General features: G+C 44.4%; 12 protein-coding genes. All 12 read right to left on the reverse strand.

Translation table 11 applies throughout. The annotated features are described in order from the left end of the window. Positions 1 to 12 precede the first annotated feature (12 nt). The gene (locus tag OCV99_RS10195) at positions 13 to 1,470 is read right to left on the reverse strand and encodes a response regulator transcription factor (protein ID WP_262575373.1); all 1,458 of its coding nucleotides are present in this window, start codon (positions 1,468 to 1,470) and stop codon (positions 13 to 15) included. Between the two features lie 47 nt (positions 1,471 to 1,517). Beyond that, positions 1,518 to 2,441, reverse strand: coding sequence for a MalT transcriptional regulator family protein (locus OCV99_RS10200; RefSeq protein ID WP_158370322.1), 924 nt, complete (start codon positions 2,439 to 2,441; stop codon positions 1,518 to 1,520). Next, positions 2,428 to 2,706 carry a PqqD family protein gene (locus tag OCV99_RS10205; protein ID WP_158370324.1) on the reverse strand — a complete coding sequence of 93 codons (279 nt, stop codon included), beginning with the start codon at positions 2,704 to 2,706 and terminating at the stop codon, positions 2,428 to 2,430. The genes OCV99_RS10200 and OCV99_RS10205 overlap by 14 nt, the downstream gene beginning before the upstream one ends. A 107-nt stretch (positions 2,707 to 2,813) precedes the next feature. Next, the gene (locus tag OCV99_RS10210; protein WP_158370326.1) at positions 2,814 to 3,917 is read right to left on the reverse strand and encodes a hypothetical protein; all 1,104 of its coding nucleotides are present in this window, start codon (positions 3,915 to 3,917) and stop codon (positions 2,814 to 2,816) included. 168 nt (positions 3,918 to 4,085) lie between these two features. Then, positions 4,086 to 5,279, reverse strand: coding sequence for an elongation factor Tu (tuf, locus tag OCV99_RS10215; RefSeq protein WP_158370328.1), 1,194 nt, complete (start codon positions 5,277 to 5,279; stop codon positions 4,086 to 4,088). Between the two features lie 153 nt (positions 5,280 to 5,432). Next, positions 5,433 to 7,547, reverse strand: a complete 2,115-nt coding sequence (gene fusA / locus OCV99_RS10220; RefSeq protein ID WP_158370330.1) for an elongation factor G — start codon at positions 7,545 to 7,547, stop codon at positions 5,433 to 5,435. 15 nt (positions 7,548 to 7,562) lie between these two features. After that, positions 7,563 to 8,033 (reverse strand): 30S ribosomal protein S7, encoded by a 471-nt coding sequence (gene rpsG, locus OCV99_RS10225; protein WP_227192687.1) that lies wholly within the window; start codon positions 8,031 to 8,033, stop codon positions 7,563 to 7,565. Between the two features lie 208 nt (positions 8,034 to 8,241). Next, positions 8,242 to 8,664 carry a 30S ribosomal protein S12 gene (rpsL, locus tag OCV99_RS10230; protein ID WP_158370334.1) on the reverse strand — a complete coding sequence of 141 codons (423 nt, stop codon included), beginning with the start codon at positions 8,662 to 8,664 and terminating at the stop codon, positions 8,242 to 8,244. Positions 8,665 to 8,838: 174 nt separating this feature from the next. After that, on the reverse strand, positions 8,839 to 9,402 hold the full coding sequence (locus OCV99_RS10235) for an HD domain-containing protein (protein ID WP_158370336.1): 564 nt from the start codon (positions 9,400 to 9,402) through the stop codon (positions 8,839 to 8,841). A 200-nt stretch (positions 9,403 to 9,602) separates the two neighbouring features. Beyond that, positions 9,603 to 10,688 carry a M24 family metallopeptidase gene (locus OCV99_RS10240; protein ID WP_158370418.1) on the reverse strand — a complete coding sequence of 362 codons (1,086 nt, stop codon included), beginning with the start codon at positions 10,686 to 10,688 and terminating at the stop codon, positions 9,603 to 9,605. 169 nt (positions 10,689 to 10,857) lie between these two features. Further along, entirely contained in the window at positions 10,858 to 11,154 is a 297-nt protein-coding gene (locus OCV99_RS10245) for a helix-turn-helix domain-containing protein (protein ID WP_227192685.1), read from the reverse strand. 146 nt (positions 11,155 to 11,300) lie between these two features. Further along, complete coding sequence (gene rpoC / locus OCV99_RS10250; RefSeq protein WP_158370340.1) at positions 11,301 to 14,927, reverse strand: DNA-directed RNA polymerase subunit beta'; 3,627 nt, start codon at positions 14,925 to 14,927, stop codon at positions 11,301 to 11,303. Positions 14,928 to 14,931: the final 4 nt, after the last annotated feature.

Consider the following 14,931-nt stretch of genomic DNA (forward strand, 5'->3'; position numbering starts at 1 on the left):
TCACTCCCTTTTCTACTGCAAAAGTCCCTTCTCTCTTCCCTTCACAAGCGCCTGGACTCTGCTGTTCACTCCCAGTTTTTTATACAGACTGTACAAATGTCCCTTTACAGTCGGTAATTTCAGATTCAGCTCCCGGCACATCTGTGCGTTCGTCATCCCAAGGCTGATATTCTGAAGCATAATCATTTCCATCATCGTAAGCTTTTCGTCCGTCTCCTGCGGCAATTCATGATAATATTTCCGGCTTTTACGGGCAAGACGTCTGAACGTTTCTATATAATCTGCCTCCGGCATCCGAAGGACATTTCCATAATTATATTTCTTTTTCTGCCGCCACCCTTCCTGAAAATTTGTACTCATCCATGCCGCATACTCATCCAGCGTCTCACAGCCGCAGATGCCATATGTTGTATAAAATCTCACGTACCGAAAATTCCCCGTTATTACAAAGGATTCTATCACATACCGCAGCGACTGGTTTTTCTTCCCTTCCTCCCTGTTTACCAACGCCAATAAAAACAAAGCTTCCGCCTGAAAGCGCGTACTATGATAGTTCTGGAAACAGGGCAGCAGCCTTTGCAGAATCGGTTCTGCCTTTTCATACTGATTCAAATGTACATAACATTTCGCCAAATACCACAATACAAGGTAATTTTCTTCGTTAATCTCAAGCACGGACTCACTGCGCATGTCATAGATCCATCTTAACACTTGCTCTCGTCCTTCTCCCTGTAGGGAATATACACTCATAACTGCTTCCATACTCTTCCTGCAAAGCGGATGATCTTCCCATCGCAGAATTTTCTTTTGCTGCTCAATAGCATCTGCCGTTCTCTCACCCGAATAACTTTCCCGAAGCATATATAAAAGAGACAGCTTTGCCAAGTCCTTCTGCCAGTTTTCTCCGGTTCGGACTGTAAAAAGATATCTCCAGTTTTCATCCTCAATATCATCCTGCCGGTTTATTTCAAAATAATACTCCATCTGCGCCAAAAGATAAAACGCCCATTCTTCCTCACCCAGGTATTCCTTCCAAATCCGGGCGCGTCTTCTTTCCTCTTTTTTCAGTACGCAAAATAAACCGGACAAATCTCTGATTCCACACAAGAAAGAACAGGAATTGCCAATCATATAGTAGATTCTCGCCCGTCCGTTCCTCTTGCCATAACTTTCCAGCTGTTCCAGCCAGTCTTCCAGAGTTTCTTCCGGATCCATATATAATAAATTCAAATAAACTTCTTCCGCTTTCTCATCGGTTCCTTCCGCCGCACGCCGCACTGCTCTGCGGAATCCTTTCATGTCCCGCCGGGCAATACAGTATACTGCCTGCAGGTAACAACACGCCGACGACAAGTCTTTCCACTCCATCACTTCCCCATACGATACCCCCAGGGAAGGAACCAGAGTATAATTTTGAAGCATACACCGTCTGTATTTCTCTCCATTTCCAGACTGCTTCAGACATTCCAACGCTTCTCTCACATAGCCATGAGAACCGTACCATTCTCCCAGACATTCTAATAGGAATTTGCTTTTACCCCCCCCGAGCCGAATCCGGAAGAGCATTGCTGAACGCACTGCCTAAAAACCGGCAGTATTTTCCACCGTTCTTTTCCTGTATCACACAGCAGAAATCCTTTTCGTCCTAATACTCTTAAGGATTCTGCAACTCCCTCAAGTTTCCACACATCCCGGCAAAGTTCCTCGTTAATCCACGGACATTGTGCCGCTCCGGTTAATATCGCTTTCTCCTTCGAAGAAAGCGTATCCCACATCTCCTGCCGGATATATCTATCTATCTCATACCGCTGCCTTAACTGCTCCACTGTCACATCTGCTGCATTCTCACCTTTTGAACCCAAAGACAGACGAATCATCATATCTACACAACCTGCCCATCCTCCGCTAACCTTATAGATTTCTTCCGCATCCAGCGAACTTCCCATATACTCTGCAAATCTACGTATCTCACCTATGGTAAACAAAAAGGATTCCGGCGGCAGCAGCTCCATTCTGCGGCTCCACAGAAGTTCCAAAAAGCTCTCTTCCATCTCTTCCCTGCTAATTACAACCATACGCCATGTGCGCGGAAGTCTGCCAATCAATTCAACCACATGCTCCCGGATCTGTTCCGGAAGTTCGCATGGTAAATTCTCCAATATCACCCAGATATTCTTCTCATCCATACGCTCTTCCAATTCCTTAAACTTCTCCGCACATCGCTTTGGATCCTTCACTTCTTCCTCCATCCGGAACAGGACAGGCACCACTTCCGTCCGTCTTGCCAACAGCATTTTCACAGCCGTCGTCTTTCCAGAGGCAGCTATGCCCTCCAGATAAACAGAAGGGAACCTTTCCAGTTCCCTTTCCAGCACTCCAGACTTATCTACATAATACTGTTTTTGCGATAAAGAACTATAATAGGTATCACTGTCTGCCATCTTCCGTCAGTATGCCTCCCTCAATCAGAGCATTTAAAAACTCCTGAATATCCTCTTTTGCAACTTCTTCTTCCACATCATATTCTTCCAGGACACCTGCAACCATTTCCTCTATCGTAACATCATTCTGAAGCATATTCCATAGAAAAACACCTACTTCATTCACCGTAATCAAACCATGAAATTCCAGCGACGTCTCTCCGGTTGGTATGATAATATAATCACCGGCAATCTCTCTGAGCATGAACTCTTTCCCTACCCTCATGAACTTCATCCCTTTCGTACTTTACCTCGACAAATTATCATTAGTATAGCATCAAAAAAAATAAAAAACAATATTTCAGCAATTTTTTCTCAACTACTCTTGGAGAGTTATTCACAATATTGCTTTAACTCATCAAGTCTGCGCCGGAACATTTCCCCTTCCTTTTCCATGCACATGTCCCGGAATATATTCATATCTATCTTACTCTTCTCTCTGAGCCCAATGTGCTTTACCGCTTCAATTGCTGCTTCCCGCTGCGACAAATGTCGTGGCAGGACAGTCAGGCAATTAGCTCCATCCAAATCATCATATTCTAAAAAACATCGATTAAAATCCATCAGCGGATACAGAGAAATACATTCATTATTACTATTGTCAACCAGGAATCCCCAATTTTCCGGATGACGGTCTGTATTCCCTGTCAGATAGTCCAGAATATTCATGCCATAATACGTAATCGGATCAATCTTTTTGCAGATATCAAGCGTATTCAAATCATGATTACAGGCATAAATATCAAAAGCCATCTTTGACACCATTGAATATTTTTTTGATGTCACAATCCGACTTTCCGACACACACTCTCCATCATATAAACATTCCCGATACTTAACCTGCGGCACATCAAAGCACTGACAAACCATACTCGCCAAAATCTCTTTTTTTACCGCCTCTTTCTCTCCGTCTTTTAAAAGATAGAAACCATCTTCCTTCCGAATCCAGGCTTTGGGAAAACATCCCCTAGTCGACAAATCCGGTGCCAATTCCTGATTGGTAACCGTCATCTGCCTGCCTCTAAGAGATATTTCCACAAGAGCCTCATCCAAAGGATTATCATATAAATTCAATCTGGCAAAAGTAATCTCTTCTCCCACACTTCTCACCCAGTATACGTCTGTTAATGAGACACAATGATAAGACAATGCAATATCCGCTCTGTCTTTATCCGTAACTGCCTGAGTCACTCCAATACTATTTAGTATTTCTTTCGCATATTTTCTATCCAGTGAAAGCATTCTTGATGCACACCAATGATTAAAATTCAGAATATTATTAATCATTGTATCAATGTCCAAACTATCATCTTCTAAATACAGGTCATAGGGCATAAACTTTTCTTTAAGAATCGTCGCTTTTCCATTCGACGAAAGTTCCGCCACAACTTTATCCATATGCATAATCTGATAAATAACAAGATCGCTCTTCTTCATCGGCTCATCTCCCTATTGTTCTATATTTCCCCATATATCATACCATATCTTTCTTTCATTTGACAGCAGCTCTTTTGACACCCTGAACCACAAAAAAACCGTTCCATGCATTTAAGCATGAAACGGCTTTTTATATTTCATTCACTTAATCCAATACGCTTATGGAAATTACTCAATAATCTCCTTAACTACGCCTGATCCTACTGTACGTCCGCCTTCACGGATAGCGAAACGAAGACCCTGCTCCATAGCTACCGGGTGAATCAGTTCGCATGTCATCTCTACGTGGTCACCAGGCATACACATCTCTGTTCCTTCCGGAAGACCACAGATACCTGTTACGTCCGTTGTTCTGAAGTAGAACTGTGGACGATAGTTGTTGAAGAATGGAGTATGACGTCCACCTTCATCTTTTGTCAGTACGTAAACCTGAGATGTGAATTTGTGATGGCACTTTACAGAGCCTGGCTTACACAGACACTGTCCTCTTTCGATCTCTGTTCTCTGAACACCACGAAGAAGAGCACCGATGTTATCACCAGCCTGAGCCTCATCAAGAAGCTTACGGAACATCTCAACACCTGTTACAACTACTTTACGGTTTTCTTCTTTAATACCAACGATTTCTACTTCGTCAGATACATGAAGAACACCACGCTCTACTCTACCTGTAGCAACTGTTCCACGTCCTGTAATAGAGAATACGTCCTCTACAGGCATAAGGAATGGCTGATCTACTGCACGCTGCGGATCCGGAATATAGCTGTCTACTGCATCCATAAGTTCCATGATCTTGTCGCCCCATTCTCCTGACGGATCTTCAAGAGCCTTCAGAGCTGAACCCTGGATAATCGGTGTGTCATCTCCCGGGAACTCATACTCGTCTAACAGTTCACGGATTTCCATCTCTACTAATTCAAGAAGTTCTTCATCATCTACCATATCACATTTGTTCATGAATACAACGATGTAAGGAACACCTACCTGACGGGAAAGCAGGATATGCTCTCTTGTCTGAGCCATAACACCATCTGTAGCAGCAACAACAAGGATAGCACCATCCATCTGAGCTGCACCGGTAATCATGTTCTTAACGTAGTCAGCATGTCCTGGGCAGTCTACGTGAGCATAGTGACGCTTCTCTGTCTCATACTCAACGTGAGCTGTGGAAATTGTGATACCACGTTCTCTTTCTTCCGGAGCCTTATCGATGTTCTCGAAATCTACAGCAGCGTTACCAGCTACTCTCTCAGCAAGAGTCTTGGTGATAGCAGCTGTAAGAGTTGTTTTACCGTGGTCAACGTGACCGATTGTACCAATATTACAATGTGGTTTTGTTCTTTCAAATTTAGCCTTTGCCATTTTGAATAATCCTCCTTAATTAAATCGCCATATCTGGCATTCTACTAATATTAACAATTTACTCAGCTAGTTCTGATTATATTTCAAATCAACCCGTTTTTCAAGCCTTTTTCATACTTTTTAGCATAAATTACATAACAGTTCAGCTTGCGGTTAATTTTTTCCGGATAATACTTTTTCCTGTACAGACTTCGGAACCGGTTCATATTTCTCAAAGAACATAGAGTAATTACCACGTCCCTGTGTTCTGGAACGTAAGTCTGTTGAATAACCGAACATCTCTGAAAGCGGTACGTAGCCACGTACAATCTTTCCGCCGCCCAGGTCATCCATACCTTCGATACGTCCTCTCCTGGAGTTAATATCGCCGATGATATCTCCCATATACTCTTCCGGCATCGTTACTTCTACCTTCATAATAGGCTCAAGCAGTACCGGAGCAGCCTTCTTCATCGCATCCTTGAATGCAAGAGAACCTGCAATGTGGAATGCCATTTCGCTTGAATCGACTTCATGGTAAGAACCATCATATACATTAGCCTTAAGGCCGACAACCGGGAATCCTCCAAGGATACCGGATTTCATTGCTTCTTCAATACCCTCGCCGACAGCCGGGATATATTCCTTCGGAATTGCACCGCCGACAACAGTAGACTCAAACTTAAATACTTCCTCGCCATTGACATCCATTGGCTCGAATTTAACCTTACAGTGTCCGTACTGTCCACGTCCACCGGACTGCTTCGCGTACTTGCTGTCAACATCAACAGCTTTCGTAAATGCTTCCTTATAAGCAACCTGAGGAGCACCTACATTAGCTTCTACCTTAAACTCACGAAGAAGTCTGTCTACAATAATCTCAAGATGAAGCTCACCCATACCGGCGATAATAGTCTGTCCTGTCTCCGGATCCGTATGCGCGCGGAATGTCGGGTCTTCTTCTGCCAGTTTCGCAAGAGATTCACCAAGTTTACCCTGGGAAGCCTTGGTCTTCGGCTCAATCGCAAGCTCGATAACCGGCTCCGGGAATTCCATGGATTCCAGGATTACCGGATGCTGTTCGTCACAGATGGTATCTCCTGTTGTCGTAAACTTGAATCCAATTGCTGCCGCAATATCACCGGAATATACTTTATCAAGCTCCTGTCTCTTATTTGCATGCATCTGCAGGATACGTCCTACACGCTCCTTCTTGCCCTTCGTTGCATTCAGGACATAGGAACCTGAGTTACAGGATCCGGAATACACACGGAAGTAAGCAAGCTTACCTACAAATGGGTCTGTCATAATCTTAAATGCCAGCGCTGAGAACGGCTCTTCATCTGAAGAATGTCTTACAACTTCATTTCCATCCTCATCCACACCTTCGATCGGCGGAATGTCTGTCGGAGCCGGCATATATTCAACGATTGCGTCCAAAAGCTTCTGAACACCTTTATTTCTATATGCTGTACCACAGCAAACCGGAACTGCCGTACATTCACATGTCGCCTTACGCAGAACTCTCTTCAGGTCATCTACAGACGGCTCCTCGCCCTCCAGATATTCCATCATAAGATCATCATCCAGCTCGCAGATTTTCTCTACCAGCTCTGTATGATACAGTTCCGCATCATCTTTCATATCTTCCGGAATCTCTACAACGGAAATGTCATCACCCTTCTCATCATTGTAGATGTAAGCTTCCATTTCCATCAGGTCAATGATTCCCTTAAATTCATCTTCTTTACCAATTGGCAGCTGAAGACAGATTGCATTCTTACCAAGTCTGGTTTTAATCTGCTCTACTGCATTGTAGAAATCAGCTCCCAGAATGTCCATCTTGTTGATGAAAGCCATTCTTGGTACGTTGTATGTGTCTGCCTGACGCCATACATTCTCTGACTGCGGCTCAACACCACCCTTAGCACAGAACACGCCGACAGCGCCGTCCAGTACACGGAGTGAACGCTCAACTTCAACAGTAAAGTCAACGTGTCCCGGAGTATCAATAATATTGATACGGTGTTCCAGGGCACCTGCCTTCGGTTTTGTGTGATCTTCCAAAGTCCAGTGGCATGTTGTAGCTGCAGAAGTAATCGTGATACCTCTTTCCTGCTCCTGTTCCATCCAGTCCATGGTAGCAGTACCCTCATGAGTATCACCAATCTTATAGTTTACACCGGTATAGTAGAGAATACGCTCTGTCAGCGTAGTCTTACCGGCATCAATATGCGCCATAATACCGATATTTCTGGTTCTCTCTAATGGATATTCTCTTCCAGCCATTGTTGCCTCCTAAAATTAGAAACGATAGTGAGCAAACGCCTTGTTTGCTTCTGCCATCTTGTGCATATCTTCTTTTCTCTTTACAGATGCACCTGTATTATTTGCCGCATCCATAATCTCATTCGCCAGTTTTTCTTCCATCGTCTTCTCTCCTCTTTTACGAGAAAACATAGTAAGCCAGCGAAGAGCAAGAGCCTGTCTTCTGTCAGCTCTTACTTCAATCGGCACCTGATATGTTGCTCCACCGATACGTCTTGCCTTTACTTCCAGCAATGGCATGATGTTATTCATTGCCTCTTCAAATACTTCGATTGCCGGTTTGCCGGTCTTTTCTGCAACTCTGTCAAACGCTCCATATACAATCTTCTGAGCTACACCTTTCTTACCATCTAACATAATGTTATTGATAAGCTTTGTAACCACTTTATTATTGTATAATGGATCTGCTAATACATCTCTTTTTTGAGTATGTCCTTTACGTGGCACGGTCCTTCCCTCCTTAAACATTATTGATTGCCAGGAAAAATCTTCCTGCAAAAATTTAATTCATCGGTACTCACATGTGTCGTTCTGATGATACTGTGTAGTGCACAGGGCATACCTTCTATAATCATAACCCTGCAACTTACTTTCTCATAGTTCTGTTTGTGAATATTCAATTCAATATGGTAGTTCTTCTTACTAGGCTCGAAAACTACTTCTTAGCGTCTTTTGGTCTCTTAGCGCCGTATTTAGAACGAGCCTGTCTTCTCTTCGCTACACCTGCTGTATCCAGTGTACCTCTGACAATGTGGTATCTTGTACCAGGAAGGTCTTTTACTCTTCCTCCACGGATCAGAACAACGCTATGCTCCTGAAGGTTGTGTCCTTCTCCCGGGATATAGCTTGTTACTTCGATTCCGTTAGACAGACGAACTCTGGCGATCTTTCTAAGAGCTGAGTTAGGCTTCTTAGGTGTAGCAGTCTTAACAGCTGTACACACGCCTCTCTTCTGAGGAGCAGAAGCATCTGTCGCTCTCTTTCTTAAAGAGTTGTAACCTTTCTGAAGTGCCGGAGCTGTAGATTTCTTTACAGAAGTCTGACGTCCCTTTCTAACTAACTGATTAAATGTTGGCATCTCTTTCACCTCCTATGATGTAAAATAAGTTACTGGTTAAACAAATCTTGTTTAAACGCGCACAAAAAATGAATGCATCTTACATGCACGCTAGACTATTTTATTATGTTTAAATCTAAAAGTCAAGGCATTTTTCCGGGTTTTAGAAAAATACAGCGCAAAAGACTGTTATCCCTATAATCCCAGCACATCGGAAATAGCGCCCATTTCTTCCAACGCCACATCAATCAAATCATCCAGGCTGAGTCCCGTAAACTCGATCACTTCCATATAATCACGGTTTGCTCCTGCCGCGAATCTCATTTCATTAAACCGCTTCATTACGGATTTGTGCTTCACACTGGCAATTTTCTTATCCGGATAAATCTGAGCAACCGCTTTTACAAAGCCACTCATCGGATCTGCCGCCAGAACAGAATACTGCAGCTTTGTCTTTGCTTTCATACCACATTTAGGATTGTGCGCCTTGATTGCGTCAAACAACACTTTGTCATCGATTCCTTCTTTTTTCAAAATCTCTACAGACGTAGGACCATGAACACTCAAATCATGCTGCCAATCACACTGCTCTTCATCCAGATCATGCAGAAGACCTACGATTCCCCAGTATTCCACCTCGTCGGGAGCAAGCCTCTTAGCAAGCCCTTTCATGATTGCTTCCACAGCATAAGAATGTGTGATATAATTTTCACCTTTCATGTACTTCATTAAAATCTCATGTGCCTGTTCTCTGTTCACTTTTATTCCCTCCTGCTTTAAATCCACCTATACTATATATGTACAGTAGTTTACCATACTCCCGACAAAATGTGAATCCTTTTGCAAACGGTACTCTTTAACAGTTTCAGTGGCAAAAAAATCCGCTTAGCAGTATTCCAGCTAAACGGATTCCTGTTTCTATTATTTAATTTGCTTATCCTTTACATATATTATTACTATTATTCTTCCGGTACTACAATCAAATCCTTTGTAAAGTGATTCAATACTTCACATCCATCTTCTGTGATAATCACAAGGTCTTCAATACGAACGCCGATGCCTTCATCCGGAAGATAGATTCCCGGCTCTACAGAAAAGCACTGTCCAACCTGAATAATATCTTCATTTACAGAAGACACATCGCCAAACTCATGGTCTTCAAGACCGATAGAATGACCGGTTCTGTGTGTAAAGTATTTCCCATATCCCTTCTCTTCAATATAATTTCTTGCAGCAAGGTCAACGTCGCACATTCTGTTACCGGGCTTTGCCGCCTCAATGCCGCGTCTGTTTGCTTCCACTACAATATCATAGATTTCCTTCGCTCTGTCAGACACTTCGCCGATAAATACCGTTCTTGTCATATCAGAAGCATAATTATCCTTAAATCCGCCGATATCCAGGATGACACAATCGCCGCGTTTTCCCTTGGAATCATCTGTTACATGATGCGGATCCGCCGCTCCCTTTGCATAAGCCGTAATCGGGTCGAAGGATACATCCTCACAGCCAAGTTCCTTGTAAATGTCACGGATTTTCTGGTTCAGTTCTTTTTCCGTAAGTCCTTTTGCTACCCACGGGATCAGCTTTTCCATAGCAATATCATTCAATCTGGAGGATTCGCGCATTAACTCCTGCTCTTTTTCGTCCTTTACCATACGGATATAGTCAACGATCGGAGAACCATTGACAAACTTACTTCCTCCGCCCAGCTCCTGAAGACGGATTAAGAATCTTGCCGGCCATGTCTTGTCGATACCCATAACCTTGTCCTTCTCTACAAAACGGCTTAAGATTTCAACCCCGTCCTGAATATCGTTGTACCATACCAGTTCAACTCCCAGATCTTTCTCCTGCGGGAAAAGTTCATTGATTACAAGCTTATGATTCCCGTTTACATTCAGGTAAAGAGCAAGAAGCCTTTCCCCCGGAATAATCCACTTGCCTGTCAAATAAAAAATAGCAACCGGGTCGGAAATAATCATCTGCGGCACGCCATGCTCTTCCATTGATTTTAAAATTCTTGATACTTTTCCTTGATCCATCGTTTTCCCCAACCTTTCATTAGTCATTACTTGAAACCGGCTCTCTGAGTGCCGATTTTTCTTTCTTCAATTATAGTATCTTCCCTTATAAAAGTCAATCGGAGAGACAGGGTATTCTCCATCTCTCCGAATAAAACTTGTAACCACTCAGCCGGAGAAGGCTTATAGCCTAAGCCTGTCCATCTGCCTGATCCACAAGGCAGATCTCTAACTGCATTCCCATGCTTGCCGCCACTCTCGCCAGCATATCCACTGTGGGGCTGTGCTTACCTCCCTCAAGCCTCGCAATATTCGGTCTCTTCACGCCTGATACGTCAGCAACCTGCTGCTGCGTCAGCCCCTTATCCTTGCGGGCCTTTGCATACTGTCTTCCCACCGCCTCGCTGAGCTTCTCCTGATATGCTCTTACTACATATCTGTTATCCTTCATCTCCACCATCTCAATCTCTGCATTCTCACGCTTCATATCCCATCCTCCATGGTCCGTTTTTTTAATAGTATCAACAGCGTTACTTGTTGTCAAGTCTTTTTTAGAAAAATTAGGATATGCCGGAAAATTTCTGTCATAAAGACTGTAATTTTCCGGCATATCTTAATCATACCCTATTGATTCTATTCTTCTATTTCTACTACTTCTTCAGCATCAGGCATCTCGATCTCTTCATCAAAGGACAATTCATCATCCATATCCAATTCCGTATCCAGCTTCACATCACGGTACTTTCTCATACCCGTACCTGCCGGAATCGGCTTACCGATAATAACATTCTCCTTCATTCCTACCAGATGGTCAACCTTGCCCTTGATAGCTGCTTCTGTCAGAACTTTCGTAGTCTCCTGGAAGGATGCTGCTGACAGGAAGGAATTCGTTGCAAGAGACGCTTTGGTTATACCAAGCATTACCTGTGATCCGGTTGCAGGCGTAAGTCCTTCTGCTTCCAGTTCTTCATTCTTATCCTCAAATTCCAGAATATCTACCATTGTTCCCGGAAGGAATCCGGAATCTCCGGCTTCTTCAATATGAATCTTCTTCAGCATCTGACGTACAAGCACCTCGATATGCTTATCGTTAATATCAACACCCTGAAGACGGTAAACTCTCTGAACCTCACGCAGCATATAATCCTGCACCGCGCGCAGTCCCTTAATCTTCAACAGATCATGCGGATTTACACTACCCTCTGTCAGCTCATCGCCCGCTGCCAGAACCGCTCCGTCCATAATCTTGATTCTGGAACCATATGGAATCAGATAAGCCTTAGATTCGCCGGTCTCATTATTGGTCACAATAATCTCGCGCTTCTTCTTTGTATCGTTAATTGACGCAACACCGCTGATTTCCGTAATGATTGCAAGTCCCTTCGGCTTTCTCGCCTCAAAAAGCTCCTCGACACGGGGAAGACCCTGTGTAATATCATCACCGGCAACACCGCCCGTATGGAAGGTTCTCATGGTAAGCTGTGTACCCGGCTCGCCAATGGACTGTGCCGCGATAATACCAACAGCCTCGCCCACCTGTACCGGCTCTCCGGTCGCCATGTTAGCTCCGTAGCACTTCGCGCACACGCCGTTATGCGATTTACAGGTAAGGATGGTACGGATCTTAATCTTCTTCGGCGTTTCTCCATTTTCATCCACACCATATTTCATAATTCTCTCCGCACGTTTTGGAGTAACCATATGATTTGCTTTTACGATAACATTACCGTCTTTATCATGAATATCCTCGCACAGGAAGCGTCCTGTAATACGTTCCTGAAGGCTTTCAATCTCTTCATTTCCATCCATGAATGCCTCAACATACATTCCGGGGATTTCTTTCCCATCTTTACGGCAGTCAACATCATGAATAATCACGTGCTGGGAAACATCAACCATTCGTCTGGTCAGGTATCCGGAATCGGCAGTACGCAGAGCCGTATCTGACAGACCTTTTCGTGCTCCGTGCGCAGACATAAAGTATTCCAATACGTCCAAACCTTCACGGAAATTGGACTTAATTGGCAACTCAATAGTACGTCCGGTCGTATCCGCCATCAATCCACGCATACCTGCAAGCTGTTTAATCTGTTTGTCAGAGCCACGGGCTCCTGAATCTGCCATCATGAAAATATTGTTATATTTATCCAAACCGGAAAGCAGCGCCTCTGTCAGGGCATCATCTGTTGCCTTCCAGGTTTCTACAACTTCTTTGTAACGCTCTTCTTCCGTAATCAGACCACGCTTATAGTTTCTCGTAATCCTGTCTACAGTTTCCTGTGCCTTCGCAATCATTTCCGGTTTCTGCGGCGGTACCGTCATATCCGAGATAGATACGGTCATAGCCGCCCTTGTGGAGTACTTATAACCGGTTGCCTTAATAGCATCCAGCACTTCCGCCGTCTTCGTCGCACCGTGGGTATTGATTACTTTCTCAAGGATCTTCTTCAGCTGTTTCTTTCCTACATGGAAATCAATTTCCGGAAGAAGCTCATTGCCTTCCACTTCACGGTCTACGAATCCCAGATCCTGCGGAATGATTTCATTGAAAATGAACCGTCCCAGCGTAGATTCTACCGTTCCTGTCTTCACAGTTCCATCCGGCATGGTCTTAGACACACGGACTTTAATCCGGGAATGCAGAGTCAGCGCCTCGTTTTCATATGCAAGAATCGCTTCATTCACGCTCTTAAATATCTTACCCTCGCCAAGTGCTCCCGGCCTCTCCTGTGTCAGATAATAAATACCAAGCACCATATCCTGAGAAGGAACGGCAACCGGTCCTCCGTCAGAAGGCTTCAGAAGGTTATTCGGTGACAGAAGCAGGAAACGGCATTCTGCCTGTGCCTCAACGGAAAGAGGAAGATGTACAGCCATCTGGTCTCCGTCAAAGTCTGCATTGTAAGCCGTACATACCAATGGATGAAGCTTAATCGCCTTACCTTCTACAAGGATGGGCTCAAATGCCTGAATACCAAGTCTGTGGAGCGTAGGGGCACGGTTCAGCATAACCGGATGCTCTTTGATAACATCCTCCAGCACATCCCATACCTCCGGCTGCCATCTCTCCACCATCTTCTTCGCATTTTTAATATTGTGCGCAATTCCATTCTGCACCAGCTCTTTCATAACAAAAGGCTTGAACAGCTCAAGCGCCATCTCTTTCGGAAGGCCGCACTGATAAATCTTAAGCTCCGGTCCCACGACAATAACCGAACGTCCGGAATAGTCAACACGCTTACCCAGCAAGTTCTGACGGAAACGTCCGGATTTACCCTTCAGCATATCAGAAAGGGATTTCAGCGCTCTGTTTCCGGGTCCTGTTACCGGACGGCCGCGGCGTCCGTTGTCAATCAGGGCGTCCACTGCCTCCTGCAGCATTCTCTTTTCATTTCTTACGATAATATCCGGCGCGCCAAGCTCAAGCAGGCGTTTCAGACGGTTATTTCTATTAATAATTCTTCTGTACAGATCATTCAGGTCAGAGGTTGCAAAACGTCCGCCGTCAAGCTGGACCATCGGACGAAGATCCGGCGGAATCACCGGGATATTCGTCATAATCATCCATTCCGGCTTATTTCCGGATTCACGGAAAGCTTCCACCACTTCCAGACGCTTCACGATTCGCGCGCGTTTCTGTCCGGTCGCGCCTTCCAGTCCTGCCTGAAGTTCTTCGTATTCTTTATCAAGGTCAATGGCTTCCAGAAGCTCTTTGATGGATTCAGCGCCCATACCTACACGGAAGCTGCTGCCCCATTTCTCTCTTGCTTCCTGATACTCCTGCTCAGACAATACCTGTTTGTACTGTAAATCCGTGTCGCCCTTATCCAGCACGATATAAGACGCAAAATACAGCACCTTCTCCAGTGTTCGCGGAGAAAGATCCAGAATCAGTCCCATACGGCTGGGAATCCCCTTGAAGTACCAGATATGTGACACCGGAGCTGCAAGGGCAATATGCCCCATACGCTCACGTCTTACACTTGACTTTGTTACTTCTACACCGCATCGATCGCAGACTACGCCCTTATAACGGATTTTCTTATATTTACCACAATGGCATTCCCAGTCCTTGCTTGGACCGAAAATCCTCTCACAGTAAAGACCGTCCTTCTCCGGCTTCAATGTTCTATAGTTAATAGTCTCCGGCTTCGTTACCTCGCCTCTGGACCACTCTAATACTTTTTCAGGTGATGCCAACCCGATTTTGATTGCATCAAACGTCATTGGCTGATATGTTTGTTCATTAGTATTTGGCATACTG

The sequence above is a fragment of the Dorea acetigenes genome, from assembly GCF_025567385.1.
Taxonomy (GTDB): Bacteria; Bacillota; Clostridia; order Lachnospirales; family Lachnospiraceae; genus Claveliimonas; species Claveliimonas acetigenes.

Bases quoted from the DNA above. Each gene is read 5' to 3' on its own strand.
- OCV99_RS10200 (WP_158370322.1), bottom strand. From the start codon at position 2,441: ATGGCAGACAGTGATACCTATTATAGTTCTTTATCGCAAAAACAGTAT.
- OCV99_RS10205 (WP_158370324.1), bottom strand. From the start codon at position 2,706: ATGAGGGTAGGGAAAGAGTTCATGCTCAGAGAGATTGCCGGTGATTAT.
- OCV99_RS10210 (WP_158370326.1), bottom strand. From the start codon at position 3,917: ATGAAGAAGAGCGATCTTGTTATTTATCAGATTATGCATATGGATAAA.
- tuf (WP_158370328.1), bottom strand. From the start codon at position 5,279: ATGGCAAAGGCTAAATTTGAAAGAACAAAACCACATTGTAATATTGGT.
- fusA (WP_158370330.1), bottom strand. From the start codon at position 7,547: ATGGCTGGAAGAGAATATCCATTAGAGAGAACCAGAAATATCGGTATT.
- rpsL (WP_158370334.1), bottom strand. From the start codon at position 8,664: ATGCCAACATTTAATCAGTTAGTTAGAAAGGGACGTCAGACTTCTGTA.
- OCV99_RS10240 (WP_158370418.1), bottom strand. From the start codon at position 10,688: ATGGATCAAGGAAAAGTATCAAGAATTTTAAAATCAATGGAAGAGCAT.
- OCV99_RS10245 (WP_227192685.1), bottom strand. From the start codon at position 11,154: ATGAAGCGTGAGAATGCAGAGATTGAGATGGTGGAGATGAAGGATAAC.
- rpoC (WP_158370340.1), bottom strand. From the start codon at position 14,927: ATGCCAAATACTAATGAACAAACATATCAGCCAATGACGTTTGATGCA.